Source organism: Hydrogenophaga crocea (genome assembly GCF_011388215.1).
Lineage (GTDB): Bacteria > Pseudomonadota > Gammaproteobacteria > Burkholderiales > Burkholderiaceae_C > Hydrogenophaga > Hydrogenophaga crocea.
In genome coordinates this window covers 309,611-336,478 of the sequence record NZ_CP049989.1, presented here as the reverse complement: position 1 = coordinate 336,478, position 26,868 = coordinate 309,611, and the positions used below count along the sequence as shown (strand labels likewise).

At 70.5% G+C, this 26,868-nt stretch carries 25 protein-coding genes; 9 read left to right on the top strand and 16 right to left on the bottom strand.

Features of this window, described 5'->3' with window-relative positions:
- The first annotated feature begins 136 nt into the window (after positions 1-136).
- The gene (locus G9Q37_RS01545; RefSeq protein ID WP_166223547.1) at positions 137-1,153 is read left to right on the top strand and encodes a porin; all 1,017 of its coding nucleotides are present in this window, start codon (positions 137-139) and stop codon (positions 1,151-1,153) included.
- 85 nt (positions 1,154-1,238) lie between these two features.
- On the opposite strand, the gene soxB is transcribed toward G9Q37_RS01545, so the two are convergent.
- From soxB to soxC, 7 genes are all read right to left on the bottom strand, one after another.
- A complete protein-coding gene (gene soxB, locus G9Q37_RS01540) occupies positions 1,239-2,963 on the bottom strand; it encodes a thiosulfohydrolase SoxB (protein WP_166223544.1) in 1,725 nt (574 codons plus the stop codon).
- Complete coding sequence (soxX, locus tag G9Q37_RS01535; protein ID WP_166223542.1) at positions 2,960-3,607, bottom strand: sulfur oxidation c-type cytochrome SoxX; 648 nt, start codon at positions 3,605-3,607, stop codon at positions 2,960-2,962. Before soxX ends, soxB begins: the two co-directional genes overlap by 4 nt.
- A 13-nt stretch (positions 3,608-3,620) precedes the next feature.
- The gene (gene soxA, locus G9Q37_RS01530) at positions 3,621-4,427 is read right to left on the bottom strand and encodes a sulfur oxidation c-type cytochrome SoxA (RefSeq protein WP_166223539.1); all 807 of its coding nucleotides are present in this window, start codon (positions 4,425-4,427) and stop codon (positions 3,621-3,623) included.
- Between the two features lie 43 nt (positions 4,428-4,470).
- Positions 4,471-4,782: a thiosulfate oxidation carrier complex protein SoxZ gene (gene soxZ / locus G9Q37_RS01525; RefSeq protein WP_166223536.1), complete on the bottom strand. Its 312-nt coding sequence runs from the start codon at positions 4,780-4,782 to the stop codon at positions 4,471-4,473.
- A 44-nt stretch (positions 4,783-4,826) separates the two neighbouring features.
- On the bottom strand, positions 4,827-5,282 hold the full coding sequence (soxY, locus tag G9Q37_RS01520; RefSeq protein WP_166223533.1) for a thiosulfate oxidation carrier protein SoxY: 456 nt from the start codon (positions 5,280-5,282) through the stop codon (positions 4,827-4,829).
- Between the two features lie 167 nt (positions 5,283-5,449).
- Positions 5,450-6,520, bottom strand: coding sequence for a c-type cytochrome (locus G9Q37_RS01515; RefSeq protein ID WP_166223530.1), 1,071 nt, complete (start codon positions 6,518-6,520; stop codon positions 5,450-5,452).
- Positions 6,521-6,530: 10 nt separating this feature from the next.
- The gene (gene soxC, locus G9Q37_RS01510; protein WP_420810316.1) at positions 6,531-7,799 is read right to left on the bottom strand and encodes a sulfite dehydrogenase; all 1,269 of its coding nucleotides are present in this window, start codon (positions 7,797-7,799) and stop codon (positions 6,531-6,533) included.
- A 261-nt stretch (positions 7,800-8,060) separates the two neighbouring features.
- On the opposite strand from soxC, the gene G9Q37_RS01505 reads away from it, so the two are divergent.
- Complete coding sequence (locus G9Q37_RS01505; protein ID WP_166223524.1) at positions 8,061-8,363, top strand: c-type cytochrome; 303 nt, start codon at positions 8,061-8,063, stop codon at positions 8,361-8,363.
- Between the two features lie 11 nt (positions 8,364-8,374).
- Entirely contained in the window at positions 8,375-9,655 is a 1,281-nt protein-coding gene (locus tag G9Q37_RS01500; RefSeq protein WP_166223521.1) for an NAD(P)/FAD-dependent oxidoreductase, read from the top strand.
- Positions 9,656-9,672: 17 nt separating this feature from the next.
- Here the strand turns inward: G9Q37_RS01500 and cadR are convergent, their stop codons facing one another.
- Positions 9,673-10,128 carry a Cd(II)/Pb(II)-responsive transcriptional regulator gene (gene cadR, locus G9Q37_RS01495; protein WP_166223518.1) on the bottom strand — a complete coding sequence of 152 codons (456 nt, stop codon included), beginning with the start codon at positions 10,126-10,128 and terminating at the stop codon, positions 9,673-9,675.
- A 93-nt stretch (positions 10,129-10,221) separates the two neighbouring features.
- On the opposite strand from cadR, the gene G9Q37_RS01490 reads away from it, so the two are divergent.
- The gene (locus G9Q37_RS01490) at positions 10,222-12,471 is read left to right on the top strand and encodes a heavy metal translocating P-type ATPase (RefSeq protein WP_166223515.1); all 2,250 of its coding nucleotides are present in this window, start codon (positions 10,222-10,224) and stop codon (positions 12,469-12,471) included.
- Here G9Q37_RS01490 and G9Q37_RS01485 read toward each other — a convergent pair.
- The 3 genes from G9Q37_RS01485 to G9Q37_RS01475 form a co-directional block, all read right to left on the bottom strand.
- Complete coding sequence (locus G9Q37_RS01485) at positions 12,459-14,087, bottom strand: FG-GAP repeat protein (protein ID WP_240936604.1); 1,629 nt, start codon at positions 14,085-14,087, stop codon at positions 12,459-12,461. The two genes, G9Q37_RS01490 and G9Q37_RS01485, sit on opposite strands and share 13 nt — an antisense overlap.
- A gap of 315 nt (positions 14,088-14,402) precedes the next feature.
- Positions 14,403-15,656, bottom strand: a complete 1,254-nt coding sequence (locus G9Q37_RS01480; RefSeq protein ID WP_166223510.1) for a WD40 repeat domain-containing protein — start codon at positions 15,654-15,656, stop codon at positions 14,403-14,405.
- 175 nt (positions 15,657-15,831) lie between these two features.
- Complete coding sequence (locus G9Q37_RS01475; protein WP_240936478.1) at positions 15,832-16,542, bottom strand: hypothetical protein; 711 nt, start codon at positions 16,540-16,542, stop codon at positions 15,832-15,834.
- Between the two features lie 9 nt (positions 16,543-16,551).
- Here G9Q37_RS01475 and G9Q37_RS01470 point away from each other — a divergent pair, with 9 nt between their 5' ends.
- A complete protein-coding gene (locus G9Q37_RS01470; RefSeq protein WP_420810303.1) occupies positions 16,552-18,840 on the top strand; it encodes an ATP-dependent DNA helicase in 2,289 nt (762 codons plus the stop codon).
- 4 nt (positions 18,841-18,844) lie between these two features.
- On the opposite strand, the gene G9Q37_RS01465 is transcribed toward G9Q37_RS01470, so the two are convergent.
- The gene (locus G9Q37_RS01465; RefSeq protein WP_166223507.1) at positions 18,845-20,164 is read right to left on the bottom strand and encodes a hemolysin family protein; all 1,320 of its coding nucleotides are present in this window, start codon (positions 20,162-20,164) and stop codon (positions 18,845-18,847) included.
- A gap of 9 nt (positions 20,165-20,173) precedes the next feature.
- Between G9Q37_RS01465 and G9Q37_RS01460 the strand changes: the two genes are divergently transcribed.
- On the top strand, positions 20,174-21,004 hold the full coding sequence (locus G9Q37_RS01460) for a symmetrical bis(5'-nucleosyl)-tetraphosphatase (RefSeq protein WP_166223504.1): 831 nt from the start codon (positions 20,174-20,176) through the stop codon (positions 21,002-21,004).
- A gap of 15 nt (positions 21,005-21,019) precedes the next feature.
- Here the strand turns inward: G9Q37_RS01460 and G9Q37_RS01455 are convergent, their stop codons facing one another.
- The 3 genes from G9Q37_RS01455 to dcd all read right to left on the bottom strand — a co-directional run bounded on the left by G9Q37_RS01455 (position 21,020) and on the right by dcd (position 24,076).
- Entirely contained in the window at positions 21,020-22,471 is a 1,452-nt protein-coding gene (locus G9Q37_RS01455) for a DEAD/DEAH box helicase (RefSeq protein ID WP_166223501.1), read from the bottom strand.
- A 104-nt stretch (positions 22,472-22,575) separates the two neighbouring features.
- Positions 22,576-23,463, bottom strand: coding sequence for a KPN_02809 family neutral zinc metallopeptidase (gene ypfJ, locus G9Q37_RS01450; RefSeq protein ID WP_166223498.1), 888 nt, complete (start codon positions 23,461-23,463; stop codon positions 22,576-22,578).
- A 46-nt stretch (positions 23,464-23,509) separates the two neighbouring features.
- Positions 23,510-24,076 carry a dCTP deaminase gene (gene dcd, locus G9Q37_RS01445; protein ID WP_166223495.1) on the bottom strand — a complete coding sequence of 189 codons (567 nt, stop codon included), beginning with the start codon at positions 24,074-24,076 and terminating at the stop codon, positions 23,510-23,512.
- 91 nt (positions 24,077-24,167) lie between these two features.
- On the opposite strand from dcd, the gene hemP reads away from it, so the two are divergent.
- Positions 24,168-24,350: a hemin uptake protein HemP gene (gene hemP, locus G9Q37_RS01440; protein ID WP_240936476.1), complete on the top strand. Its 183-nt coding sequence runs from the start codon at positions 24,168-24,170 to the stop codon at positions 24,348-24,350.
- A 21-nt stretch (positions 24,351-24,371) separates the two neighbouring features.
- Here the strand turns inward: hemP and G9Q37_RS01435 are convergent, their stop codons facing one another.
- Complete coding sequence (locus G9Q37_RS01435) at positions 24,372-24,779, bottom strand: carboxymuconolactone decarboxylase family protein (RefSeq protein WP_166223489.1); 408 nt, start codon at positions 24,777-24,779, stop codon at positions 24,372-24,374.
- Positions 24,780-24,902: 123 nt separating this feature from the next.
- On the opposite strand from G9Q37_RS01435, the gene G9Q37_RS01430 reads away from it, so the two are divergent.
- Positions 24,903-25,487, top strand: a complete 585-nt coding sequence (locus G9Q37_RS01430; RefSeq protein ID WP_166223486.1) for a GbsR/MarR family transcriptional regulator — start codon at positions 24,903-24,905, stop codon at positions 25,485-25,487.
- Positions 25,488-25,506: 19 nt separating this feature from the next.
- Entirely contained in the window at positions 25,507-26,868 is a 1,362-nt protein-coding gene (locus G9Q37_RS01425; RefSeq protein ID WP_166223483.1) for a cytochrome ubiquinol oxidase subunit I, read from the top strand.

Sequence of the window (26,868 nt, the reverse complement as noted above, 5' to 3'; positions counted from 1 at the left end):
GTTGTAAATGGGGTTAACCCGGAGAAATGTAATCGGACGGTTATTTTCGGCCGCTGGAATACGCCCGTCGTCCCGCACGGTGCGGGAGGCACGGACCCCCACAGAGGGGACCGACGACCCCTACGGAGCACATTCCATGAAAAAGAGCCTGATCGCTCTGGCCGCCCTGGCCACCCTCAGCGGCGCCGCCCTGGCGCAATCCAGCGTCACCATCTACGGCCGTCTCGACGCGTCCGTCGGCTCCAACAAGGCCGGCGCCCCGGGCGTGGCCAAGAGCGTCTCGCAACTCGAAAGCGGCCTGCTGAGCACCAGCCGCCTGGGCTTCCGCGGCACCGAAGACCTCGGCGGCGGCATGAAAGCCATCTTCCAGCTCGAAGGCGAACTCAAGGTCGACGACGGCACCGCCGCCGGCTTCAGCTTCAACCGCATGTCCATCGTGGGCCTGCAGGCGGGCTTCGGCACCATCAAGCTCGGCCGTCACGACACCTCGTTCGACGACATCCGCGACATCAGCGTGAGCAGCAACCTGTGGGACTCCGAGTTCTCGCCCACCAAGGTCGCCTACGTGAACAGCGTCGGTGGCGTGGCCGTCGCCCACGTGGCCGACTACTCGTCGCGCGCCAGCAACCAGATCCGCTACGAGTCGCCCTCGTTCGGCGGCTTCACCGCCGGTGTGAGCTACGGCTTCGACGAGCAGGCCGCCCCCGTCAAGCGTGACGTGACCGCCCTCAACGTGCGCTACCGCGCCGGTGGCCTGGACGCCGGTATCGGCTACCAGGAGCAGGACAACGAAGTGGCCGCGTCCAAGCGCGAGTACACCACCATCGCCGGCGCCTACAACTTCGGCATGTTCCGCGTCTCGGGCGGCTACAACAAGGCCGAGCAGGGCACGCTGGAATCCACCGGCTACACCATCGGCGCCAACATGCCCGTGGACGCCTGGGACTTCTCGGTGGGCTACGCCACGAACAAGTCCGAACTGGCCGGCGTGACCTCCGCCAAGTCGTCGGGCTTCTCGGCCGGCGCCACCTACAGCCTGTCCAAGCGCACCCGCGTGTACGCCGCCTTCCTGAACGGCAAGGCCGAAAACGCCGCCGGCACCAAGATCGCCGACCGCAAGCTGTACGCCGTGGGCGTGCGTCACGACTTCTGATCGTGACCCGGGGGCCGCAGCCGCGGCCCCCGCTTCTCTCTCCAAGGTTTTTGACAGCCACTGCCCGCGAGGGCAGTGGCTTTTTTCATGCCGCGATGCCCGGGTTGCCCGCCATGCCCACGATGCGCGGTGCATTGACCTTCACGCCCTTGATCACCTTGCGGCTGCGCAGGTGCGTGGCCACCACGTCCCACACGGGCTCGCCCTTCACGCCTTCCTGCACCGAGGCCCAGCCGGCCACCTTGTAGGTCTTGTCCGCTTCCACGGGCCGGCCCTTGAGCGTCATGTTCTGGATGCGGCTGCCCATGCGCTCGTTGGGCGCGATGGTGTACTGCATGCCGCCCACGCGCACCATGTCGCCGCCCTGCTGGTAGTAGGGGTCGGGGTTGAAGATGTTGTCGGCCACGTCTTCGAGGATTTCCTTGATCTGCGCGCCGGTGAAGGTGTTGAGCGTGGTCGACGGGTAGGTGATGGCGGTCTGGTCCATCAGGTGTTCCATCGTGATCGTGTCGCCCGGCAGCAGCGAGGTGCCCCAGCGCACGCCCGGCGAGAACGACAGGTCGGCGCCCTTGACCTCGATCAGCGCGTCGCAGATGAGCTGGTCCCACGAGCCGTTGAAGTTGCCGCGGCGGTACAGCGTGTCCTGCGTGACCGCGAGCTTCTCGCCAAGCTTGTCCTTGTAGGGCGCGCGCACGGCGTCGATGTGGGCCTGCATGTCGACGTCGGCCTTGAGCAGGTTGGCGAAGATGGGCAGCAGCTTGTAGCGGTAGCCCTGCACCTGGCCCCCGCGCACGTCGAAGTCGAGCACGCCGAGGAACTTGGTGTTGGAGCCGGCGTTGGTCACCAGGGTCTGGCCGCCGGCGTTCTTCACCACCGTGGGCTGGGGCATACCGTCGTGCGTGTGGCCGCCCAGGATGGCGTCGATGCCGCGCACGCGCGAGGCGAGCTTGAGGTCCACGTCCATGCCGTTGTGCGAGAGCAGCACCACCACCTGCGCGCCCTTGCCACGCACCTCGTCGACCATCTTCTGCAGGTGGTCCTCCTGGATGCCGAAGGTCCAGTCGGGCACCATGTAGCGCGGGTTGGCGATGGGCGTGTACGGAAAGGCCTGGCCGATCACGGCCACCGGCACCCCGTTCATGTCGCGCAGCGTGTAGGGTTTGAAGACCAGGTCTTCGAAGTCGGTGGTCTTGACGTTGTGCGCCAGGAATTCGATGCGGCCCTTGAAGTCCTTCTCGACGATCTCCTGCACGCGCCGGGCACCGAAGGTGAACTCCCAGTGCGGGGTCATGATGTCCACGCCCAGCTTCTTGCAGGCGTCGACCATGTCCTGGGCGTTGGTCCAGAGCGCGGTGGCCGAGCCCTGCCAGGTGTCGCCGCCGTCGAGCAGCCAGGCGTGCGGCCGTTGCGCGCGCAACTGCTTCACCAGCGTGGCCAGGTGCGCGAAGCCGCCCACCTTGCCGTAGGTGCGCGCGGCCTGGGCGAAGTCGAGGTAGCTGAAGGCGTGGGCCTCGCGCGTGCCGGGGCGGATGTTGAAGTGCTTGAGCAGGGCCTCGCCCACCAGGTGCGGCGCCTTGCCCACGGCCTCGGCCACGCCCAGGTTCACGCTGGGTTCGCGAAAGTGCACCGGCGTGAGCTGCGCGTGGCAATCGGTGAAGTGCAGGAAGCTCACGTTGCCGTAGCGCGGCACGTCGTAGAAGCGCTCGGCGGCCGCGGGTGCGGCCGCGAGCGCGTCGCGGTGCTCGAGCGCCATGCCGGCGGCGCTGGCGGCAGCCAGCATCTGCAGGAAGTCGCGGCGTCCGAGGCTCATTTGTTCACGGGCGAGTTCGGGTCGAGCAGCAGCGCCATCACGTGCTTGAGCTGCTGCTCGGTGAGGATGCCCTTGTGGCCGGCGCGCGGCATTTGCGAGCACGCGTTGTAGGCGCGCGCGTTGTACAGCTTGCCCCAGGTGTATTCCACGATGGGCTTGGACGCGGCGCTGGCCGGGTCGGTGACGCCACGCAGCTTGCCGTAGTTGTAGAGGCTCGGGCCCAGCGTGCCGAACGAGATCTCTTCCTTGCTGATCTGGTGGCAGTTGTAGCAGTTGCCCCCGTTGGGCTGGTTGGCGGCATCGGTCCAGGTGAGGCCGCGGCCGCTCTGGGCGATGGCCTCGCCCTGCTTCCAGTCGCCGAGGAACTTGCCGTCGGAAGGCCACCGGATGGTCTTCATGTTGGCCTCTTCGACGGCCTTGGCGAGCTTCTCGTCGAGCGGCTTGCCGCTGATGTCGGCCTGCACGCAGGCCGCGTTGGCCTGGTCCTGGTCGAGGCGGTCGAGCGTGGCGATGCCGCGGGCCTGGAAGGAGCTCTTGAGGATGTCGGCCGTGGCCTTGTCGATGTCGGCGGGCGAAGGCCCCATCGAGCAGGCGGCGAGCAGCACGGGCAGCGCGAGGGCGGCGAGGGTGTGATGGCGTTTCATGGCGGGCCTCCGGTCAGCGCTTGATGGCGGGCACGATGGACTCGGCGCCCTTGGCGTTGACGCCCATGTAGGTGCTCAGTGCGAGCGTGGCGTCGCTGCCGAACTTGGGCTCGGGCCAGCGCATCTGGCGGAAGCAGTCGTTCAGGCGCAGCTGCATGCCCCACATCTGCGAGTTCGACACGCGGTACGCGGGCCAGGCCGCGAAGCCGATGCCGTCACCCGGGTTCTTGGTGAGGTTGGGCAGGTCCTGCAGGCGGATGCGCTTGTCGTCGCTGCCGTGGCACGAGGCGCACGAGAAATCGTGCGTGCCGCCGCGCGTGAAGAACAGACGCTTGCCGGTTTCGTACATGAGCTTTTCCTGCAGATGCGATTGCGGCAGGTTGAACTTCATGCCCTTGGAGGCCGTGGCCACGTAGGTGGCCAGCGCGGTCACGTTGGCCATCTCGCCGCGGCCGAAGGCGGTCTTGCGGATGTCTTCGCCCTTGAAGCCCTGCAGCGTTTCCATGCAGGTGATGAGCCGGCCTTCGAGGTCCTCGATGCGGTTCGTGTCCTTGAAGAAGCGCGGCAGTTCGACGAAGGCGCCCTTGATCACCCCCGGGCCCTTGCCCAGGTCGCACTGTTCGAGCGACACGTTCTTCGGCCCGCGCTTCTGTTTCCAGAGTTCCTCGCCCTTCATCTCGAACAGCTCGGCGGGGTTGCCGTCTTGCAGCATCTCGCGGTACTTGGCGATGCCTTCCGCGGTGGATGCTTGCGCCTGCGCGGCGCCGGCGGCCAGCACGCCGGCCGCCAGCAGCGCCACCCGAAGAACGGGGTGCTTCATGGGAGTCTCCTCTTGTTGTCAGGCCGCGCGCGGGCGGCGGAAATCAGGCGATGGTCGCTTCGTCGGTGCGCGAGTCGCCCTTGTTGTCGCTCCACTTCACGACCACCTTGTCGCCCTTGGCGCCGCCCTTGAACTTGAAGGACAGGAACGGGTTCTGCGCCACGGCGCCGGTGAACTGGGCGGACAGCACGGTCTTGCCGTTGTGGGTGGCGTCGACGTTGGTGATGAAGTGACCAGGGATGAGGTTGCCGGCCGCGTCGCGGCGGGTGCCGGGTTCCATGACGTGCGACATGAGCACGCGAACGGTGGTTTCGCCGTCGGCAACGGCGGCGCGGATGCGCATCGGATCAGCCATGTGGGACTCCTGTGTTCGTGGGTTCGTGGGGGGACGGTGGCCGCTCAGCCGCCGCAGCCGCCCAGGGTGACCTTGGTTTCCTTGGTCGCCGAGTAGAGCTTGCCGTCGGCCTTGACCACCGCGATCACGTTGGAGCTCTGGCCCATCTTGAGGCGCGTGGAGACCTCGGGCGCGGTGCCGGCGGGGATGGTGAACGCGGCCGCGAGCGGCATGGGGTTCTTCTCGACGATCAGGAAGATCTCGGTGGTGTTGGGCAGCTTGCTGGCCGCACCGATGGGCACCACGGCACCGTTCTCGGCAATGTCGGGCGCGACCACGCTGACCTGGTCGCTGTTGGCGGGGGTGCCACCGACGGCCTTGAGGGCATCGGCCAGGCTCTTGCCTTCGAAGGCGGAACGCTCGAGCGCGGCGTGCGCCTGGCTCTGGGTGACGATGCCCATGCTCACGAGGGTGGCAAGGGCACCGGTGGTCTTGAGCGCGTCTCGGCGGGTGTGGTTCATGGGGAACTCCTCTGCGAAGCGGATGCGGGAAAGGGTGGTGAGTTTACGGACGGCGGCGCAGGCGCACCGGCGGGGCGGCCCATGACGCCAGGGCGCGCAAGGCCAACTTCATGCTCATAGACTAATGTCTCCTCGGGTAAGGCAGCAGGGGGAAAACGCGGAGGCGTTCAACGCGGGCCGGCGGCGATCCAGCGCGCGATGGCCTGGGCATCGCCTTCCTTGAGCTGGGGCTGGGGCGGCATGGGCACGGCGCCGAACACGCCGCTGCCGCCGTTGCGGATCTTCTGCGTGAGGTAGCTCTCGAGGTCGGCGCGGCCCTTGTGGCGGGCCAGGATCTCGGTGAAGCCCGGGCCCACGATCTTGTTGCTCACGCCGTGGCAGGCGGTGCAGCCATTGGCCGCGAGCAGCGCCTTCACGTCGACACCGCCCGCGGCGGGGAGCGGCGCGGCGGCGGCCACCACGGCCGCGGGGCGCGGCGCGCTGCCCAGCGGCGCCTTCACGGGCGGCTTCGTGGTGTCGGCGCCGCGCACCGGGCCCACCACCCGGTTCTGCTCGAGGATGTTGCCGTGCGCGTCGCGCGCGAAGTCGGGCAGCGAGGAGCGCACCTGGGCCTCGGTCGGGCAGTCCTTCATGCAGGCCACGTTCTTCACATCGCCCTTGCCATCGGCTTTCCACAAGGGCTCGTGGAAGGCCATGCCGTTGCGGTTGGGCATGCGCTTTTGCACCTCGGCGATGTTCTGGTCGGACAGCGTGAAGTCGGCCGGCACGATGTCGCCCATGTTCAGGATGTACGCGAGCACGCCGTACACCTCGTCGGTCTTGAGCGTCTTGGGCGCGTTCCAGGGCATGGCGCGGTTGATGTAGTCCCACAGCGTGGAAACCGTGGCCACCTTCATGAGCGTGGTGCGCTGCGGGAAGTTGCTGCCCAGCACCAGGTTCTTCACGCGGCCGGTCTCGATGTCGGCCTTCGTGGTGCCGCCCACGATGGGCGTGAACACCTCGTTGGACTCGCCGAAGCTGCCGTGGCACGAGGCGCACTGCGCCTCCCACACCTTCTCGCCCAGCGCCACGCTGCCCGAGCCCTTGGGCAGGCCCTTGAAGTCGGGCCGCACGTCGATGTCCCAGGCCTTGATCTCGGCCGGCGTGGCCTCGCGGCCGATGTGGTCCCAGGGCTTGCTCTGCGCGAAGGCGCCGCCGGCCGCGAGCACCAGGGCGGCGAAGATGAATCTGCGCGTCATGGGGCGGACCTCAATACACCTGAACGTTGAACACTTCGCCGCTCTCGGCCACGCGCCACGACTGGATGGCGTTCTGGTGGTAGATCGAGCGCGTGCCGCGCACCGCGCGCAGCTGGTTGATCTTGGGTTGCACGTAGCCCGTGCTGTCGATGGCCCGGCTTTGCAGGATCGCGGGCTTGCCGTCCCAGACCCAGTCGATGTTGAAGCGCGCCAGCGCCTTGTCGAGCACCGGGCCTTCGAGCCGCGCGGTGCGCCAGTTGCGCCCGCCGTCGACGCTCACGTCGACGCGCTGGATGCGGCCGCGGCCCGACCACGCCAGGCCGCTCACGTTGTAGAAGCCCTTGTCGAGCAGCATCTGCCCGCCCGAGGGCGTGGTGATCACGCTCTTGCACTCCTGGATGCCGGTGTACTGGCGGTGGGTGCCGTCGGGCATGAGGTCGATGTAGTGCACGGCCTCGTCCTTGGTGGCCCATTTCTGGTCGCCCACCTCGATGCGGCGCAGGTACTTCACCCAGCTCACGCCCTGCACGCCCGGCACCACAAGGCGCAGCGGGTAGCCGTTCTCGGGGCGCAGCATCTCGCCGTTCATGCCCCAGGCCACGATGCAGTCGTCCAGGGCGCGTTCGATGGCTATGGTGCGCGTCATCGAGGAGCCGTCCGCGCCCTCGGCGAGCACGAACTTCGCGGTCTTGCGGTCGATGCCGCACATGTCGAGCAGCGTGGACAGCAGCACGCCGGTGAACTCCGAGCAGCTCACCATGCCGTGCGTGTACTGCACCGTGGGCAGGGCCACGTTGCCCCACTCGGGCGCCGAGTTCGCGCCGCATTCGATGAAGTGGATGCGCGAGACACTGGGCAGGCGCATCAGCTCGTCCATGGTGAACACGCGCGAGCGCTTGACCAGGCCGTGCACCATCAGGCGGTGCTTGCTCGGGTCGATGTCCCACCAGCCCTGGTGGTGGCGCTCGAAGTGCAGCCCGCTGGGCGTGATGATGCCGAACAGGCCCTGCAGCGGCGTGAAGCTCACCGAGGCCTGCGGTACGCGCGTGAGGCCCGGGCTCTCGCGGCGTTGCAGGTTGGCTTCCCACTGGCTCGGCAGGCCGTAGGGCCGCTCGGCCACGGGCCGGCCCAGGCCGCGCGTGTGCTCGGGCAGTTCGAGAATGGCCGGGTCGCCTTCGGCCGCGCGGGCCCGCGTGGCCTGGCCGGCCGCGATCGCGCCCGCGCCCATGGCCAGCGCCTTGCCCATGAAGCTGCGCCGCGCCTTGCGCGCCTGCTCCATCTGTTCGGCGCCGAGGTGGTTCTCCGGCGCGGGCCGCACCCGGCCGATGGTGTGATCGAAAACGTTCGACACGGTCGTGTTCCCTGTGATGCTTGGATCCGAGTGCGCAAATCTATCGTTATGTGCTGATATTCGGATTGGTAAAAACCCTTCACCCGGCGACCGCACTTCCGTTTTCCAATGCGGAGGCCGGCGGGCACGGCGCCCGGCGCTGCTACAGTTTTGGATGCACCTTCCCCCACCCCGCAATCGGAGACAACCATGCGAAACACGAGGAGATGGCTGGCCGCCGCGGCGCTGCTGGCGAGCGCGTTCAGCGCGCAAGCCCAGGTCGATCAGGTCAAGGTCTGGGCCGCCGCCTGCGCCAACTGCCACGGCACCAACGGCCGTGCCGAACCCGGCATGATCGGTCTCGCCGGCCGCGACAAGAACGAACTGCAGCAGCAGTTGCTGGCCTTCAAGAACGGCCAGCGGCCCGCGACCATCATGCACCAGCTCTCCAAGGGGTATTCCGACGAGCAGCTCGCCCAGATCGCCGCCTACTTCGCGGCCCAGAAAAAGTGAGGAGCCCCAGCATGCAACGCCGTCAATTCGTACAGACGCTGGGCGCGGGCTCCGCGGTCGCGGGCCTGGGCCTGCTCACGGGCTGCGCCTCGATCGGGGGCAAGCGGCCCCAGGTGGTGGTGGTGGGCGGTGGCTACGGTGGCGCCACCGCGGCCAAGTACGTTCGCCTGTTCTCCGACAACGGCATCGACGTGACCCTGGTCGAGCCCAATGCCAACTTCGTGTCCTGCCCGCTCAGCAACCTGGTGGTGGGCGGCCACAAGACCCTGGCCGACATCACCGTGCCTTACGACAACCTGGCCAGGCGCCACGGCGTGAAGGTGGTGCGCGACATGGTCGAGAGCATCGACGCCGAGAAGCGCACGGTGAAGCTCGCCAGCGGCGCCACCCTGCCCTACGACCGCCTGATCCTGTCGCCCGGCATCGACTTCATGTGGAACACCCTGCCCGGCATGAACAAGGCGGGCGCGCAGGACAAGGTGCTGCATGCCTGGAAGGCCGGCCCGCAGACCGCGGCGCTGCACGAGCAGCTCAAGGCCCTGCCCGACGGCGGCACCTACGCGCTGGCCATCCCGCTCGCGCCCTACCGCTGCCCCCCCGGCCCTTACGAGCGGGCCTGCATGGTGGCCAGCTACTTCAAGGTCGCCAAGCCGAAAAGCAAGGTGGTCATCTTCGACGCCAACGACGACATCACCTCGAAGAAGGGCCTGTTCCTCAAGGCCTGGAGCGATCACTACAAGGGCCTGATCGAGTACCGCCCCAAGCACAAGCTGGTCGACGTGGACGCCGCCACCAACACCCTGAAGTTCGAGTTCAACGACGACTTCAAGGCCGGCGTGGCCAACGTGCTGCCCGACATGCGCGCCGGTGCCATCGCGGTCAAGAGCGGCCTGGCCACGGCCAACGCGCGCTGGTGCGAGGTCGACTTCCTGACCTTCGAATCGAAGGCCGCGAAGAACATCCACGTGCTCGGCGACGCGATCCAGATCGCGCCGGCCATGCCCAAGTCGGGCCACATGGCGAACCAGCACGGCAAGACCTGTGCGGCCGCGGTGGTGTCGCTGCTGCAGGGCAAGGAGCCGCCGCAGCAGCCGCTGTACGCGAACACCTGCTACAGCTTCGTCACCGCCAAAGAGGTGGTGCACGTGGCCAGCGTGCACCGCTACGACGCGGCCCAGAAGACCATGGTCACGGTGCCGGGCTCGGGCGGTCTGTCGAGCGCGGCCAGCGAGCTCGAGGGCGCCTACGCCCTGGGCTGGGCGAACAACATCTGGGCCGACATGCTGGCCTGACGCGCGCGCCGCGCGGCTCAGTGCGCGTGAACCGAACGAAGATGCCCGTGGGCCTTGGTGCCCACGGGCGTTTTTTCTTGCGCCGCGGCCGACAGGCCGTGCAGGATGCCGCAGCGGTCGGCCGATCGCGCGTCGGTGCAGCGCTGGCGCAGTTCCTTGAGCTGGCGCTCGAGCGCGCGCAGCTCGCGGATGCGCGTGCTCACGTGGCCGATGTGCGCGTCGAGCAGCGCGTTCACGTCGCCGCAATCGCTCTCGGGCGCATCGCGAAAGCGCAGCAGCTCGCGCACCTCGTCGAGCGACATGTCCAGCCCGCGGCAATGGCGGATGAACTGCAACCGCTCGAGGTGCGACGCCTCGTAGACGCGGAAGTTGCCCTCGCTGCGCGCGGGCATGGGCATCAGCCCCTGGCGCTCGTAGTAGCGGATGGTCTCGACGGGGGTGGACGAGGCCTTGGCAAGGTCACCGATCTTCATGGGCGGCTCCGGGCAATGACGGCCCGCAGTGTAGGGGCTTGACCCTGTAGCTGCTTCAGGGATTGCAATACCCGCAACCCCTGGAACGCCTTCATGAACGACCCGCACCCCATCCAGCCTGCCCACCACGATCACGATCATGGCCACACCCCCGCTGCCTGCTGCAGCGGGCCGGCCTGTGGCGCGACCGCGGCGCCCACCGCCGCGCGCGCGGCCGCGCCGGGCGAACTGCTGCTGCGCATCCCCGCCATGGACTGTCCGACCGAAGAGGCCCAGGTGCGCCGCGTGCTCGAAGACCTGGCCGGCATCGGCCGCCTGCGCTTCGACCTGCCCGCGCGCACCCTGGGCATCGAAGCGCCGCCCGCGCTCTGGCCGCGCGCCGTCGAAGCCATCGAGGCCATCGGCCTGCGCACCGAAACGCTGACCGCGCCGCCCAGCGCCGAGGCCACCGCGCGCACGCAACGCCACGAGATCGGCCGCCTGGTCGCGGCGCTGGCGGTGGCGCTGCTGTCCGAGCTCATGCACTTCTTCGGCCCCGACACCGGGCCCTGGCGGCTCGCGGGCATGGGCGCGGCGGCGCTGGCGATCGCGCTCGCGGGCACCGGCGTGTTCCGCAAGGGCGCCGCGGCGCTGCGCCAGGGCCAGCTCAACATCAACGCGCTCATGACGGTGGCCGTGACCGGCGCCTTCCTGATCGGGCAATGGCCCGAGGCCGCGATGGTCATGGCGCTGTACGCGCTGGCCGAGCTGATCGAGGCGCGCTCGGTCGAGCGCGCACGCAACGCCATTGCGGGGCTGCTCGCGCTCTCGCCGCCGCAGGCCGAGGTGCAGCAGGCCGATGGCGCCTGGGCCTTGCGCGACGCGAAGGCGGTGCCCGTGGGCGCGCGCGTGCGCGTGAAGCCCGGCGAGCGCTTCGCGCTCGATGGCCGCGTGCGCGAGGGCCAGAGCGCGGCCGACCAATCACCCGTGACCGGCGAAAGCCTGCCGGTGGACAAAGGCCCGGGCGACGAGGTGTTTGCGGGCACCATCAACCAGCACGGCGAACTGGTGTTCGAGGTCACGCGCCCCGCGGCCGACACCGTGCTCGCGCGCACCATCCACGCGATCGAGCAGGCCCAGGGCCAGCGCGCGCCCATGCAGCGCTTCGTCGACCGCTTTGCGGCCGTCTACACGCCCGCGGTGTTCGTGCTTGCGCTCGCGGTGGCGCTGGGTGCGCCGCTGCTGTTGGGCTGGACTTGGGCGGACGCCGTTTACAAGGCGCTGGTGCTGCTGGTCATCGCCTGCCCTTGCGCGCTGGTGATCTCCACGCCCGTCACCGTGGTCAGCGGCCTGGCGGCCGGGGCGCGCCGCGGCATCCTCATCAAGGGCGGTGTGTACCTGGAGCAAGCGCGCCGCCTGAAGGCCGTGGCGCTGGACAAGACCGGCACGCTCACCGAAGGCCGGCCACGCCTGGTGGCGCAGGCGGTGCTCACCGCCACGCCCTCGGCCGATGCCGTGCTGCGCATTGCCGCCAGCCTGGCGGCGCGCTCGGACCACCCGGTGTCGCAGGCCATCGCCACGGGGCTGGCGCTGCCCGCGTTGCCGGTGATCGGCTTCGCCGCCGAGGCGGGCCGCGGCGTGTCCGGGCAGGTGGACGGCGGCGCGTTCGTGCTCGGCAACCACCGCTGGATCGAGGAGCGCCACCAGTGCTCGCCCGCACTCGAGGCGCAGATGCGCGAACACGAGCAACAGGGCCGCACCGTCACGCTGCTGGCCGGCCCTTCGGGCGTGCTCGCGCTGTTCGCCGTGGCCGACACCGCCAAGGCCACGAGCCGCGAAGCCGTGGCCGCGCTGCAGGCCCTGGGCGTGAAGACCGTGATGCTCACGGGCGACAACGCGGCCACGGCCCGGCACATCGCGCAGCAGGTGGGCATCACCGAGGTGCGCGCGCCGCTGCTGCCGCACGACAAGCTCGCGGCCATCGAGGCCCTGCGCGCCGAAGGCCCGGTGGGCATGGTGGGCGACGGCATCAACGACGGCCCCGCGCTCAGCGCCGCCACCATCGGCTTCGGCATGGGCGGCGCGGGCAGCGACACCGCGATGGAGGCGGCCGACGTGCTCATCATGAACGACGACCTGCGCAAGCTGCCCGAGACCATCCGCCTTTCGCGCCGCACGCACGCGGTGCTGTGGCAGAACATCGCGCTGGCCCTGGGCATCAAGGCGGTGTTCCTGGTGCTCGCGCTGGCCGATGGCGCGAGCATGTGGATGGCGGTGTTCGCCGACATGGGCGCGAGCCTGCTCGTGGTGTTCAACGGCCTGCGCCTGCTGCGCGCGGCGCGGCCGGGCGCTCAGTACTCGTAGACCGCGGCGCTGGCCCCGCGGGTGCCGATCAGCGTGTCGAACCCCTGCGAGTCCATCAGCACCGAGGTGCCGAAGAAGGCGTTGACCCGCGGCACCGGGGCTTTCAGGCGGGACTGCAGCGCCCAGTTGGTCTGGGCCGGCAGGCGCCGGAAGCGGTAGGCCGCGCCCGACTCCTTCACCACGCTCGAGCGGTCGCTCTTGAGTTCGTCGGGGCGCTGCAGGCCGGCCATGCCGCTGTCGTCTTCGATCGCGCCCACCATCAGCACGCTCGACGCCCGCTTGTACTGCGTGGCCGGTTGCTCGGCCAGGGCCAGGCTGCTGCCGAAGCGGGTGAACGCGCCCAGCTGCTCGGCGGGCAGTTGCAGCGTCTGCTGCAGCGCCCACGCCCCCGTGGCGCTGTCGGCCGCGAACACGCGCGCGGCGCCCGCCTTCAGCGTGCCATCGGGGCTGTTCCATTCGGGATCGCCCACCGCGAGCGTCGCGGCGTCGGCCGACAGGGCCAGCGCCGAGCCGAAGCGCAGGCCGGGCGCGGTGGAACTCGTCCACGACGGCAAGGCCAGGTCCTGCTGGAACGACCAGGTCGACGACGACTGGCGAAACACCTGCACCGCGCCCGCGAAGCTGCCGTTCCACGAGGCCCCGGGCGAACCCACGGCCAGCACCGTTCCGCCCGGGTCCAGCGCCAGGCCCTGGCCGAAGCGGGCCTGCGCCGTGGCCGTGGTGTTGGACGCCGCGGGCCCTTGCGGCGTGGGCTTGATGAAACTGTCGAAAAACCACGAGGTGCCGGTGCGGGTGTTCACGTACACGGCGCCTGTGTCCTGGGCCAGCGGGTCTCTGGATGCGTCGTAGGTGGCGTCGGTCGCGGGCGTGGTGGCGAACGCATACACCCCGCGCGCAAGGCCGTCTTCGAAGGGCGCGCCCACCGCGAGCACGCGGCCGTCGCCGTTCAGGGCGACCGCGCCGCCGTATTCCATGTGCGCGCGCGCATTGACCGCCTTGAGCTTGCCCTGCGGCGCCCACGCGGCCGTGCCTGCGTTGAACTGGAAGACGTAGACCGCCCCCGAATCGATGCCGCCGCCGACCTCGGTGGCGAACTGGGTGCCGAACACCGGCGTCTTCTGTTCGTCGTCGCCGGGGGCGCCCACGGCCAGCCATTTGCCGTCCGCCGACAGCGAGACGCTGCGGCCGAAGCCGTCACCGGCCTTCAGGCCCAGGTTGTCGCCCAGCGTCTGGTATTCGGTCCAGCGGCCGCCCGCGCTCGGTCGGCGAAAGAGCTTGACCACACCCTGTTCGCTGCCCCAGCCCGGCGCGCCCACGGCCAGCACGCTGTACGACGACCCCGCCATGACCAGGTTCTCGGCCATGGCCAGCGTCTGGCCGAACTGCGCGGTGTCGGTCATGCCCGCGGCCGTGACCTCGCCGACTGCTTCGGGCAGGCCCCCCGCACCCGCCAGCGTGGGGTCGGGCGGGCAGTTGCCCAGGCACAGCGATTGTTTGCCGACGTAGGTGAGGTCGAACACGTCGGGCAGGCTGAGGAAGCGGACCGAGTCGCACGACAGCGGGCCGGGTGGGGCTGCGCACAGGGTCCCCCCGAAGCCGTCTTCGCGGAAAGACATGATCGAGTGAGGCACCGTGTTGTCGGCCCCGGTCCACGAAAACCGCAGCTGCCGGTCGGGCAGCCCCGCCGCGGAGAACGCCCACGATGGTGCCGGTGCCGGTGCCGGTGCCGGTGCCGGTGCCGGTGCAGGCGCTGGCGCGGGCGCAGGCGCAGGCGCAGGCGCAGGCGCAGGCGCGGGTGCGGGTGCAGGCGCAGGTGCAGGCGCCTTGGCGCTGTCCGTGCCGCCTCCCCCACAACCCGCCAACAACACCGCCCCCAGACAAGGGGCCAACAGCCAAAGGTTCAAGGTCTCTTCTCCTTCAACATCGTTCGTTCAACCGGGTGCGTAGACATGCACCGAGCCCGCGCCCGGCCCCGCAGGCCGTGTCCAGGGCCAGCGGGCCTCGCCCGCCTCCAGGCGAGCGCCCACCGCGAGCCAGCGGCCGTCGGCGGACAGGGCCAGCGACGAACCGAACAGGCCCTCGCGGCCATCGGGTTCGGTGACGCCGGGCAAGGGGTACCAGGCGCCGGCGTGGCGCTGGAAACGGTAGACGTGCGGCACGTTGTCGGCGGCGTTCACGACCAGCGCCCGGCCGTCGCCCGACAGCGCCATGCCGTGGCCCAGCGACACGCCACCCGGGGCGGCCTGCAGCCGCGCCTGGGCGCGCCAGGCCTGCGCCGCTTCGTCCACGTGCACGCCGATGCAGCCCGTGGTGCCGCTCACCGCCAGCGTGCGGCCGTCGTTCGACAGCAGCACCGACTGCACGGAGGCGGCGGGTTCGTCGCGGCCCGCAAACGGGCGGTCGATCACCGCGCCGGCCGACCAGCCCGTGGCGGTGGCGTCGAACTCCTGCACGCGCGCATCGCCGGTGCTGGCCAGCGCCAGCCGGCGCCCCTGGCCCGACAACGCCAGGCGCGGGCTGGCCGAGGCGTCGCCCCGCGCGGGGTGTTCGAGCACACCCTGGGCGCTCCAGCGCCCCGCGCGCCAGCCGAACACATGGGCCTGCAGGCTGCGCTGCGGCCCGGTGGCGGCCACGGCGAGTTCGGACCCGGTGGCCGACAGCTCGAGCCCGATGCCGAAACGCTGCGCGCCTTGCGGGGCGCGCAGGCGTTCGCCGTGCGACCACTGCGTGCCGATGCGGTGGAACAGGTGCACGCTGCCGATGCCGTCGCTGGGCTCGAAGGGCGCGCCGACCGCGAGGGTCTGGCCGTCGGCCGCGAGGGCCACCGCGAAGCCGAACGCACCGCCGGCCGTGGGCACCGGGGCCTTGAGGTAGGCGGTTTCGACCCAGTGGTTCTCGCTGTCGCGCTCGAACACGTAGACCGCGCCCGCCCCGGGCAGGCTGTTGTCGTCGCTGTCTTCGCCGCGGCCGGCCTCGAGGTCGGCGCCCACCACCAGCACGCGGCCGTCGCGCGAGAGCGCCAGCGCGCCGCCGAAGAGGTCGTTGTCATCGGCGTTGTGGGCCTGCAGGCGCGCGACCTCGGCCTGCGCGGAGGCATCGGCCCGGTGGCCGCTGCCCAGTGACCAGACCAAGGCCAGAACGATCAGCTTGATCGCGAACAAGGCGGGGAGAGGAATGCGCTTCATGGCAAGGCCCCTGCTTGATACGGGTACCCGGTGTGCCCGGGCGGGTGGGGCCAGATGGTCGGCCGCGGGCCAGGCGCTGCCGATACTGCGAAGGCACGAATCCCCACGCACTCGGCCACATGGACGAGCCGCGCGGCGGGGCGCGTTTGTCAGGCCCGGGGGTGCGGCCCCGGGCTCACAGCCAGGCCTGGGCCGGCTCGTCGGGCGGCGTGGGCGTGGCCTGGGCCAGGGCCAGCCACACGTGCAGCGGCAAGGCCGGCACCGGGCGCCGCGGCGCTTCGCGCAGCACGCGCAGGCCTTCATCGCTCTCGGCCATCACACCGCATTCGGCGGGCACGTCGTCGGCGCCGCCGATGGCGCGGCCGCGCGCGTCGCGGCCCAGCACGTACCACACGGCGCCCGCCATGCCGAGGTAGGCCCCGCGCTTGGCGGGCTGGCGCAGATCGGCGCGCAGGTCGGCGCGGCTCACCTTGATCTCGTGCACCACGGGCTCCAGCCAGTCGGCGCGCGAGCTGCGGCGGATCGAGAACACGTCGGGGTTCGCGAGCGCCCAGTCCTGGCCGCCATCGTCGCGCGGCAGCGGCGCGCGCAGCGACAGGCCGCACCAGGCGAGCCGGCCCTCGCGCACCTGCGCCTGCGCCACGCGCGCCACGAGACGCTCGTGCGCGTCGCGCTGCGCGCGGTTGCGCTGCTGCGCCCGCGCAAGCAGCGCGATGCCGGCGTCGGTCACCCGCAGGGTTTCGTGGCCCTGCGGGCCGAACCGGCGCTCGAGATAACCCGCGGCCAGCAGGTCGATCTCGATGGCATCGTGGCAGGGCCAGCCAGCCGAGCGGTGCATGTCGCGCAGGCGCTGGTGGTGGCGCCGGGTCAGGGGCAAGGCGTCCATGGGGCCCGTATGATGCCCCGCTCCGTGACCGCCGACACCGCACCGCGCCCGCCCGAACCGCCCCGCGTGGGCGTTCGCAGCCTGTGTGCGTTCGCGGCCCGCACGGGCGACCTCGACCACCGCTTCACGCCCGCGCCCAGCGCGCTCGCCGGCATGGAAGGCCACGCGACCGTGACAGCGCGCCGCGCCGCGCCCTACCAGCGCGAGCGCACGCTGGCCGCGGCCTGCGCAGGGCTGTGGCTGCAGGGCCGCGCCGACGGCTACGACCCGCAGACGCCGCGCGTCGAGGAAATCAAGACCCACCGCGGCGACCCGGCGCTGATCGCCGACAACCAGCGTGCGCTGCACTGGGCGCAGGCCCGCGTGTACGGCTGGCTGCTCTGCGAAGCCGACGCGCTCGATGCGATCGAGGTGGCGCTGGTGTACTTCGACATCGACAGCGGCCGCGAGACCGTGCTGGTGGAGCGCCACACGCGCGAGGCCCTCGCCGCCCACACGCAGGCGCTGTGCGAGCGCTACCGCGACTGGGCGCTGCAGGAACAGGCCCACCGCCGCGCGCGCAACGCCGCGCTCGCGCAACTGCCCTTTCCTTTCGACGGCTACCGCAGCGGCCAGCGTGCGCTCACCGAGGCCGTGTTCCGCGCCCAGCGCGCGGGCCGCCACCTGCTCGCCCAGGCACCCACGGGCATCGGCAAGACCGCGGCCACGCTGTTCGGCGCGCTGCGCGCCATGCCGCTGGCCGACAGCGACCAGCTGCTGGTGCTCACGCCCAAGGGCACCACGCGCGCGGTCGCGCTCGACGGCCTGCGCCGCCTGCGCGCGCAGCCGCTGCGTGTGCTCGAACGCCTCGCGCGCGACAAGGCCTGCGAACACCCCGACAAGGCCTGCCACGGCGACTCGTGCCCGCTCGCGCGCGGCTTCTACGACCGCCTGGGCGCGGCGCGCGCGGCCGCGGTGCAGCGCGGCCTGCTCGACCGCGAGGCGCTGCGCGCCGTGGCACTGGCGCACGGCATCTGCCCCTACTACCTCGCGCAGGAGATGCAGCGCTGGAGCGACGTGGTGGTGGGCGACGTGAACCACTGGTTCGACCTCAACGCACAGGCCTGGGCCATGGCCCAGGCCGAGGGCTGGCGCGTGCAGCTGCTGCTCGACGAAGCCCACAACCTGGTCGAGCGCGCGCGCCAGATGCACAGCGCCGAACTCGACCCGCTGCGCTTCGCGGCCTGCCGCGCACAGGCGCCGCGCGCGCTCGCCGCGTCCATGAACAGCGTGCACCGCGCCTGGGGGGCGCTGGCGCGCGACTGGTCGGGCGGCACGCAGCTCGACGACGACCCGCCCGACGGCTTCGTGAGCACGCTGCAGCGCCACCTGAGCGCGCTCGGCGACTTCATGGCGCAACACCCCGAGGCCGGCCTACCGCTGCAGCCCTGGCTGTTCGACGTGCTGCACTTCCTGCGCGTGGCCGAGCGCTTCGGGCCGCATTCGGTGTTCGAGCGCAGCGCCGGTGCGCCCGCGCGCCGCGGCCGGCCGCGCCCGCGCCTGGCCCTGCGCTGCCTGCTGCCCGCCGAGCTGCTGCAGCCGCGCTGGGCCGGCGCCCACGCGGCCACGCTGTTTTCGGCCACGCTCGCCCCGCTGGACCACGCGCAGCGGCTGCTGGGTCTGGACGCGCACACGGCGCACATCGACGTGCCTTCGCCCTTCAGCGCGGCGCAGTTGCGCCTGCGCATCGCGCACGGCCTGTCCACGCGCTGGGCCGACCGTGCGCGCACGCTGCCGCGGCTGGTGGACGAGCTGGTGGCGCACGTGCGCGCCACGCCGGGCAACCACCTCGCCTTCTTCAGCAGCTTCGATTACCTCGAACAGGCGCTGGCCGCGTTCCGGGCCGCCGCGCCCGAGGTGCCGGTGTGGGCGCAGTCGCGCGCCATGGACGAAGGCGCGCGCGAGGCCTTTCTCGCGCGTTTCGCGCCGGGCGGCCAGGGCCTGGGCTTCGCGGTGCTGGGCGGCGTGTTCGCCGAAGGCATCGACCTGCCCGGTGACCGGCTGGTGGGCGTGAGCGTGGCCACGCTGGGCCTGCCGCCGCCCGAGCCGCTCACCGAGGCGCTGCGCGAGCGGCTCGAACGCCAGGGCGCTTCGGGCTGGCGCGACACCTACCTGGTGCCGGGTCTGCACAAGGTGGTGCAGGCCGCGGGCCGGCTGATCCGCACGCCCGAGGACCGCGGCGCGCTGCTGCTGCTCGATCGCCGCTTTGCCGACCCCGAGGTGCGCGCGCTGTTGCCCGCGTGGTGGGGCCTGGGCTGAGCGATCAGCCGTCGCTCTCGGCCGGCGGCGCGTCGTCGGCCGGCGGCGCGAGGCGCGTCACGAGCACGCGGTCGATGCGGCGGCCGTCGAGCGCGACCACCTCGAAGCGCCAGCCCGCACCGTCGACGAACTCACCCCGCTGCAGCAGGGTGCCCGCCATGGAGTGCATGAGGCCGGCCACGGTGGCGTAGCGGCCCTTGTCCTCGTCGGGGAAACCGTCGATGTCGAGCCGCGACTTGAGCTCGGCCACCGGCATCGCGCCGTCGATCTCCCAGGCGCCGTCCTCGCGCGGCCGCGCCCAGGCGTCGACCGGTTGCTCGGGCGAGAGCTCGCCCGTGATGGCCTCGAGCATGTCGCGCGGCGTGAGCAGGCCCTGCACCACGCCGTACTCGTCGACCACGAACACCAGCCGCGTGGCGCGCGCGCGGAACTGGTCGAGCAGCTCCATGCCGCTGAGGGTTTCGGGCACGAACACCGCGGGCTGCACATGCTCGCCCACGGTCCCGGGCTCGCCGCGCTGCTGCAGCGCGAGCAGCTGCGGCACGTGGATCACGCCCACCACGTCTTCGAGGCCGTTGCGGCACACCGGGTACCACGAATGCCCGCTCGCGCCGGCCTTGCGCAAGGCCTCGTCGATGCTGTCGCGCGCGTCCAGCCATTCGATCTCGGACGCGGGCAGCATGATGGAGTTGAGCTGTCGGTCGTCGAGCCCGAACACGTTGCGCACCATGCGGTGTTCCTGCGCCTCGATGATGCCGGCGTCCACGCCCTCGGCCAGGCTGGCCTTGATCTCTTCTTCGGTGACCACCTGGGCCGCGCTGTTGTCCACGCGCAGCAGCTTGAGCACCCACTGCGTGGTGTGCGTGAGCAGCCACACGAAAGGCTTGGCGCCCTGGGCCACGGCGGCCATGGGGCGCGACACCCAGCGCGCCACGGTCTCGGGGTAGAGCTGGCCGATGCGCTTGGGCACCAGCTCGCCGAACACGATGGTGATGAAGGTGATGGCCGTGACCACGAGTGCCGTGGCGAGCACGCCGGCCACGCGCGGATCCAGGCCCAGGCTCAGGAACCAGCGGCCCAGGTCGTCGCTGAAAGCCGCCTCGCCCACGATGCCGTTGAGCATGCCGATCGAGGTGATGCCCACCTGCACCGACGACAGGAACTGCGTGGGGTGTTCGAGCAGCTGCAGCGCGGTGGCGGCGCCCTTGTCGCCGTCCTCGGCCATGGCCCCCAGGCGCGCGCGGCGGCTCGAGGCGAGCGCCAGCTCGGACATGGCGAAAGCGCCATTGAGCAGCGTCAGGAAGGCGATGAGGACGAAATCCATAATCGGAGCATGGCACTGTATCTGATCGGCGATGTGCAAGGCTGCGACGGCGCGCTCGGCCGCCTGCTCGACACCGTGGGCTTTTCACCCAGCCGCGACCGCCTGGTGGTGCTCGGCGATCTCGTCAACCGTGGGCCCGATTCGCTCGCCGCGGTGCGGCGGCTGATGGCGCTGGGCGGCAGCGCGCAGACCCTGCTCGGCAACCACGACCTGCACCTGCTCGCGGTGTCGCAGGGCGTGCGCCCGCCGCACCGCAGCGACACACTCGGTGCCCTGCTCGACGCCCCCGACCGCCCCGCCCTGCTCGACTGGCTGCGCCAGCGTCCGCTCGCGCTCATGGAGCGCGGCTGGCTGCTGGTGCATGCGGGCGTGCTGCCCCAGTGGAGCGCGGCCGACGCGCTCGAGCTCGCGCACGAGGTGGAAACGGTGCTGCAAAGCGCCGACTGGTCGGCCTTTCTGCACGCCATGTACGGCAACACGCCCGCGCGCTGGACGCCCACGCTCGAAGGCGACGACCGCCTGCGCGTGATCGTCAACGCCTTCACGCGGCTGCGCTTTTGCAGCGCCGAGGGCGAGATGGAGTTCAAGACCAAGAGCGCTGCGTCCACCCCGCCCGCGGGCTTCATGCCCTGGTACGCCGTGCCCGGCCGCCGCACGGCCGAGGTGCCGGTGGCCTTCGGCCACTGGTCCACGCTGGGGCGCCTGATGACGCCGCGGTTGATGGCCTTGGACACCGGCTGCGTCTGGGGCGGCTGCCTCACCGCGGTGCGCCTGCAGGGCGACGCGGTGGAACTCTTCGAACAGCGCTGCCCGCAGGCGCAGGCGCCGGGCGGCGACTGAGCCGGCGGCGGCGCGTCAGCCGTTCTCGGCCGGCGCCGGCGCGGGCGCCTTGAACAGCGCGGCCACCTTGCGGCGCGTCTTGATGTTGGGCGACAGGCCGCGCGGGGCGGCGCTGCGCTGCGCGGTTTCCCAGGCGGGCGGCGCGTCGCTGGCAGCCTTGGCCTCGTAGGGCTGATCGAACAAGGGGTCGGCCGGGGCGCGGGGCGCCCGCGGGGCCGGGTGCGGGCGGGCGGCGCGCGGCTCGCGGGGCTCACGCGGTTCGCGCGCCGACTCGTCGCGCCAGGTGCGCTGGCCGTCGTTGAAGCGGCCGCTGGGCCGGCGCTCGGCTTCGAGCTCGATCGCCTCGATCTCGAGCTTCTTGCCCAGCAGCTTTTCGATGTCGCCGACGAGCCGTGCGTCTTTGCCCGAGACGAACGACACCGCCAGGCCCGAAGCCCCTGCGCGGCCGGTGCGGCCGATGCGGTGCACGTAGTCCTCGGCGTTGAACGGGATGTCGAAGTTGAACACCGCGGGCACGTCTTTGATGTCGAGGCCACGCGCGGCCACATCGGTGCACACCAGCAGGTTCACGTTGCCCTGCTTGAAGGCGTCGAGCGCCTTCAGGCGCTCGTCCTGGCTCTTGTCGCCGTGCAGCGCCGCGGTGTTGAGGCCGTCGCGCTCGAGCGAACGCGCCAGGCGCGCACAACCGAGTTTGCTGTTGACGAACACGAAGGCCTGCTTGAGGTCGCGCTCGCGCAGGATCTGGCGCAGCACGCCGCGCTTGTCGTCGTCGTCGACGCGGTAGAAGTGCTGCTCGACCGTGGAGGCCGTGGCATTCGAGCGCGCCACCTCGACGGTGATGGGGTTCTGCAGGTAGCTGTTGGCCAGGCGCTTGATCTCGGGCGAGAAGGTGGCCGAGAACAACAGCGTGGTGCGTTGCTTGGGCAGGTAGCTCAGGATGCGCTGCAGGTCGGGCAGGAAGCCGATGTCGAGCATGCGGTCGGCCTCGTCGAGCACCACGTACTCGACCTGGTTCAACACGCAGTTCTTGGCCTCGATGTGGTCGAGCAGGCGGCCCGGTGTGGCCACCAGCACCTCCACGCCCTTCTTGAGCTCGAGCGTCTGCGGCTTCATGTCCATGCCGCCGAACACCACGGTGCTGCGCAACTGCGTGTGTTTGGCGTAGAGCTTGATCTGCTCGGCCACCTGGTCGGCCAGTTCGCGCGTGGGCAGCAGCACCAGCGCACGCACCGGGTGGCGGGCCGGCGAGGTCGACGCGTTTTCGTGGCGCAGCAGGCGCTGCAGCAGCGGCAGGCTGAAGGCGGCGGTCTTGCCGGTGCCGGTCTGGGCCGCGCCCATCACGTCGCGGCCCGTGAGCACCTGCGGGATCGCCTGGGCCTGGATCGGCGTCATGGTCTCGTAGCCCATGTCGGCCACGGCCCTCGCGAGCGCCGGCGCGAGATTGAGTTCGGAGAAGCTTTGGGTCATATCAGGGTCGGGTGACCCACCCCGGCAAAGCCAGGGCAGACCACAGAATTAGCCCGCCATTGTCGCATCCGACCCTGCCGGGGCCGAATCCGGGGCGAAAGCCGCTACAGGCGGGCGGTTTTGAAGGTGTCACAGGCGCGCACATCGCCCGTGTCCAGGCCGGTGCGGAACCAGCGCTGGCGCTGCTCGCTCGTGCCGTGGGTGAAGCTGTCGGGCACCACGTGGCCCTGGCTCTGGCGCTGCAGCGCGTCGTCGCCGATGGCCGCGGCGGCGTTCAGCGCCTCCTCCACGTCGCCCGGCTCGATCACGTTGCCGCTCTGGTGGTTGTGGTGGGCCCAGATGCCCGCGAAGCAGTCGGCCTGCAGCTCGAGCCGCACCGACAGCGCGTTGTATTCGCGCTGGCTCAGCCGTGCGCGCTGGCGCTCCATCTGGTCGGTGATGCCCATGAGGTTCTGCACGTGGTGGCCCACCTCGTGCGCGATCACGTAGGCCTGCGCGAAATCGCCGGGCGCGCCGAGCTGGCGGCGCAGGGTGTCGTAGAAGCTCAGGTCGATGTAGACCTTCTGGTCGCCCGGGCAGTAGAAGGGCCCCATGGCGGCCTGACCGGTGCCGCAGGCCGTGGGCGTGGCGCCGCGAAACAGCACCAGGCGCGGCTTCTGGTACTGCGCGCCGGCCGCGCGGAAGATGCCGTCCCAGGCGTCTTCGGTGCCGCCGAGCACCGCGGCCACGAACCGGCCCATGTCGTCGCCCGGGGTGCCGGTGCGGACCGCGGGCGCTTCGACCGACGCGGGCGCGGGAAGACCGCCGCCTTCGAGCGCGCCCAGGATGGTGAGCGGGTTGATGCCGAAGATCCAGCCCGCCACCAGCGCCACCACGATGGTGCCCAGGCCGATGCCGCGGCCGCCGCCCAGGCGGGGCCCGCCGCCGAAGCCGCCGGGCGAATCACGCCGGTCTTCGATCTGGTCGGACTCGCGGTTGTTTTCCCATTTCATCGTGCGGCTCCTGTGACGAAGGGCCGCCCGCGCGGCCGGGCCGGGCTCAGGCCTTGGGCAGGGTCACGCCCACCTGGCCCTGGTACTTGCCGCCACGGTCCTTGTAGGACACGTCGCAGACCTCGTCGCTCTCAAAGAACAGCACCTGCGCGCAGCCTTCGCCCGCGTAGATCTTGGCGGGCAGCGGCGTGGTGTTGGAAAACTCCAGCGTCACGTAGCCCTCCCACTCGGGCTCGAAGGGCGTGACGTTGACGATGATGCCGCAGCGCGCATAGGTGCTCTTGCCCAGGCAGATGGTGAGCACGTTGCGCGGGATGCGGAAATACTCGAGCGTGCGCGCCAGCGCGAAGCTGTTGGGCGGGATGATGCAGACGTCGGCGTTGATGTCCACGAAGCTCTTCTCGTCGAAGTTCTTCGGGTCCACCACCGTGCTGTGGATGTTGGTAAACACCTTGAATTCGGGCGCGCAGCGGATGTCGTAGCCGTAGCTCGAGGTGCCGTAGCTGATCACCTTGCGGCCTTCGACCTGGCGGACCTGGCCGGGCTCGAAGGGTTCGATCAGGCCGTGCTGTTCGGCCATGCGGCGGATCCACTTGTCGCTCTTGATGCTCATGGGCGGCGATTGTAGGCAGGGCCGCACACCCGGACGCTGCCGCTGCGCCGAACCGATGAGAATAGTTCGCATTTGTGTTTATACTGGGGCCGTGAACCCGAACGCCCCGCCCCCCTCCACCCTCGCCACGCCCGCCGCCGCGGCGCCAGCGCCGGCCCCACGCGTGCCGTACGCCGAGCTCAGCGGCGGACGGCGCGAGGTCTACATCGAGCACGCCGGCCAGGTCTACCGCCTCAGCCTCACCGCGCAGAACAAGCTGATCCTCACCAAGTGAGGCGGTCGCTCTGCGCCACGCTCAGGGCCGGTTCGCGTCGAAGGCCGGGTCGAGCGGCACCTGCAGCCCCGTGACCAGGTGGTTGGTCTTGGCGGCCAGCGACACGATGGCCAGCAATTCGGCGTGCTGGGCGTCGCTCATGCCCTTGGCGCGCGCGGCCGCGGTGTGCGAGTGCACGCAGTAGCCGCAGCTGTTGGCGATGGACACCGCGATGTAGATCAGCTCCCGGGTGAGCGGGTCCAGCGCGCCGGGCGCGGCCATCACCGCCTTCACCTCGGCCCAGGTGCGCTCGAGCAGGTCGGCGTCGAAGGCCAGGGTGCGCCAGAGGTTGTTCACGAAGTCGGTCTTGCGCGTGGCGCGGATGTCGTCGAACACGGCCTTCACGCGCGGGTTCGATTCGGGATCGGCAGGGGCTTGGAGGGTGGCCATGGCAGCAATGGGGGTGGACAGGCCCCGCAGTCTGCCCCAGCCCCGTTCGGCATGCCCCTGCGGCGCATCCTGAAATTTCAGTAATTACTGAAATTTCAGACGAGTGCGGCTACAGTGCCGGCCATGCCGCTGCAAGACCACCTTCCTGCGCTCAACCGCGAGTTCGTCGCCCACTTCGGCGAAATGGGCAGCCGTTGGGGCATCAACCGCACCGTGGGGCAGATCTATGCCCTGCTCTACCTCTCGCCCGAGCCCCTGTGCGCGGACCAGATCGCCGAAACCCTGGAGTTCTCGCGCTCCAACGTGAGCATGGGCCTGAAGGAACTGCAGGCCTGGCGGCTGGTGCGCCTGCGCCACTTCGCGGGCGACCGGCGCGAGTTCTTCGAGGCCCCGGCCGATGTCTGGGAAATCTTCCGCGTGCTGGCCGAGGAGCGCCGCCGCCGTGAGATCGAACCCACGCTGTCCATGCTGCGCACCGCGCTGCTCGACACGCCCAAGACCGAGGCCGAGCGCCACGCGCAGCAGCGCATGCGCGAGATGCACGACCTCATCGACCGGCTCATGACCTGGTTCGACGACGTGCAGAAGCTCGCGCCCGAGACGGCCTTGCAACTCATGGGCATGGGCGCTACGGTGACGCGCGTGCTCGAACTCAAGGACCGGCTGACCGGCAAAGGCGCCGCGCGCACCGACAAGAACGCGGCCTGAGCCCCCCCAGGAGAACCCCATGGACCTCGACACCCTGCTGCTCTCGCGCATCCAGTTCGCGCTGAACATCAGCTTCCACATCCTGTTCCCCACCATCACCATCGCGCTGTGCTGGTTCCTGCTGTTCTTCCGCATCCGCTTCGTGCAGACGCGCGACGAGGCCTGGGAGCAGGCCTATTACTTCTGGACCAAGGTGTTCGCGCTGACCTTCGCGCTCGGCGTGGTCTCGGGCATCGTCATGAGCTTCCAGTTCGGCACCAACTGGCCGGGCTTCATGGAGAAGGCCGGCAACATCGCGGGCCCGCTGCTCGGCTACGAGGTGCTCACCGCCTTCTTCCTCGAGGCCAGCTTCCTGGGCATCATGCTGTTCGGCCGGGGCCGCGTGAGCGAGCGCGTGCACCTGATCGCCACCACGCTGGTGGCGCTGGGCACCACGCTGTCGGCGTTCTGGATCCTGAGCCTGAACTCGTGGATGCAGACGCCCGCGGGCTACCAGATCGTCAACGGCGAATTCATCGCGGCCGACTGGTTCGCCATCGTCTTCAACCCTTCGTTCCCCTACCGGCTCGCGCACAAGCTGCTGGCCTCGGCGCTCACCGCGTCCTTCCTGATCGCGGGCCTGTGCGCCTGGCAGCTGCTCAAGGGCAGCGCCACGCGCGGCACGCACAAGGCGCTGCGCACCGCGGGCTTTGCGGCCTTGCTGGTGATCCCGCTGCAGATCTTCGTGGGCGACCTGCACGGCCTCAACACGCTCGAGCACCAGCCGGCCAAGGTCGCGGCCATCGAAGGCATCTGGGAGACCGAGCGCGGCGCGCCGCTCACGCTGTTCGGCTTTCCCGACGAGGCCGCGGGCAAGACGCATTTCGCGATCCAGGTGCCCAAGGTCGCGAGCCTGATCCTCACGCACGAGTGGGACGGCGAGCTCAAGGGCATCGCCGACTTTCCCAAGGCCCACCCGCCGGTGGCGCCAGTGTTCTACGCCTTCCGTGTGATGGTGGGCATGGGCATGCTGATGCTGCTGGTGGCCGCGTGGACCGCCTGGAAGCTCTGGCCCCAGCGCCGCGCCGCCGAGACCACGCTGCCGCGTCCGCTGCTGTGGACGCTCGCGGCCATGAGCTTCTCGGGCTGGGTCGCCACGCTGGCCGGCTGGTACGTCACCGAGATCGGCCGCCAGCCCTACATCGTCTACGGCCTGCTGCACACGGCAGACGTGGCCACGCGCATCGCGCCGGCCAACGTGGCGCTCACGCTCACGGCCTACTGCATCGTCTACGGCCTGCTGCTCGTGACCTACGTGGGCGTGCTCAAGTACATGGCCGAGCACCCGGTGAAACACGCGCCTGAAGCGCCCGCGGGTGAACTCGGCAAGGCGGGGGTGTGA

What these genes read in the sequence shown, in the direction of transcription:
- G9Q37_RS01465 (WP_166223507.1), bottom strand. Translation starts at nt 20,164, where the DNA reads ATGGATTTCGTCCTCATCGCCTTCCTGACGCTGCTCAATGGCGCTTTC.
- soxA (WP_166223539.1), bottom strand. Translation starts at nt 4,427, where the DNA reads ATGAAGCACCCCGTTCTTCGGGTGGCGCTGCTGGCGGCCGGCGTGCTG.
- G9Q37_RS01480 (WP_166223510.1), bottom strand. Translation starts at nt 15,656, where the DNA reads ATGAAGCGCATTCCTCTCCCCGCCTTGTTCGCGATCAAGCTGATCGTT.
- soxY (WP_166223533.1), bottom strand. Translation starts at nt 5,282, where the DNA reads ATGAACCACACCCGCCGAGACGCGCTCAAGACCACCGGTGCCCTTGCC.
- G9Q37_RS01455 (WP_166223501.1), bottom strand. Translation starts at nt 22,471, where the DNA reads ATGACCCAAAGCTTCTCCGAACTCAATCTCGCGCCGGCGCTCGCGAGG.
- G9Q37_RS01500 (WP_166223521.1), top strand. Translation starts at nt 8,375, where the DNA reads ATGCAACGCCGTCAATTCGTACAGACGCTGGGCGCGGGCTCCGCGGTC.
- G9Q37_RS01435 (WP_166223489.1), bottom strand. Translation starts at nt 24,779, where the DNA reads ATGGCCACCCTCCAAGCCCCTGCCGATCCCGAATCGAACCCGCGCGTG.
- soxZ (WP_166223536.1), bottom strand. Translation starts at nt 4,782, where the DNA reads ATGGCTGATCCGATGCGCATCCGCGCCGCCGTTGCCGACGGCGAAACC.
- G9Q37_RS01485 (WP_240936604.1), bottom strand. Translation starts at nt 14,087, where the DNA reads ATGTCTTTCCGCGAAGACGGCTTCGGGGGGACCCTGTGCGCAGCCCCA.
- G9Q37_RS01545 (WP_166223547.1), top strand. Translation starts at nt 137, where the DNA reads ATGAAAAAGAGCCTGATCGCTCTGGCCGCCCTGGCCACCCTCAGCGGC.
- G9Q37_RS01470 (WP_420810303.1), top strand. Translation starts at nt 16,552, where the DNA reads ATGATGCCCCGCTCCGTGACCGCCGACACCGCACCGCGCCCGCCCGAA.
- cadR (WP_166223518.1), bottom strand. Translation starts at nt 10,128, where the DNA reads ATGAAGATCGGTGACCTTGCCAAGGCCTCGTCCACCCCCGTCGAGACC.
- G9Q37_RS01425 (WP_166223483.1), top strand. Translation starts at nt 25,507, where the DNA reads ATGGACCTCGACACCCTGCTGCTCTCGCGCATCCAGTTCGCGCTGAAC.
- G9Q37_RS01430 (WP_166223486.1), top strand. Translation starts at nt 24,903, where the DNA reads ATGCCGCTGCAAGACCACCTTCCTGCGCTCAACCGCGAGTTCGTCGCC.
- soxX (WP_166223542.1), bottom strand. Translation starts at nt 3,607, where the DNA reads ATGAAACGCCATCACACCCTCGCCGCCCTCGCGCTGCCCGTGCTGCTC.
- soxB (WP_166223544.1), bottom strand. Translation starts at nt 2,963, where the DNA reads ATGAGCCTCGGACGCCGCGACTTCCTGCAGATGCTGGCTGCCGCCAGC.
- G9Q37_RS01515 (WP_166223530.1), bottom strand. Translation starts at nt 6,520, where the DNA reads ATGACGCGCAGATTCATCTTCGCCGCCCTGGTGCTCGCGGCCGGCGGC.
- ypfJ (WP_166223498.1), bottom strand. Translation starts at nt 23,463, where the DNA reads ATGAAATGGGAAAACAACCGCGAGTCCGACCAGATCGAAGACCGGCGT.
- G9Q37_RS01490 (WP_166223515.1), top strand. Translation starts at nt 10,222, where the DNA reads ATGAACGACCCGCACCCCATCCAGCCTGCCCACCACGATCACGATCAT.
- G9Q37_RS01460 (WP_166223504.1), top strand. Translation starts at nt 20,174, where the DNA reads ATGGCACTGTATCTGATCGGCGATGTGCAAGGCTGCGACGGCGCGCTC.
- dcd (WP_166223495.1), bottom strand. Translation starts at nt 24,076, where the DNA reads ATGAGCATCAAGAGCGACAAGTGGATCCGCCGCATGGCCGAACAGCAC.
- G9Q37_RS01505 (WP_166223524.1), top strand. Translation starts at nt 8,061, where the DNA reads ATGCGAAACACGAGGAGATGGCTGGCCGCCGCGGCGCTGCTGGCGAGC.
- G9Q37_RS01475 (WP_240936478.1), bottom strand. Translation starts at nt 16,542, where the DNA reads ATGGACGCCTTGCCCCTGACCCGGCGCCACCACCAGCGCCTGCGCGAC.
- soxC (WP_420810316.1), bottom strand. Translation starts at nt 7,799, where the DNA reads ATGGAGCAGGCGCGCAAGGCGCGGCGCAGCTTCATGGGCAAGGCGCTG.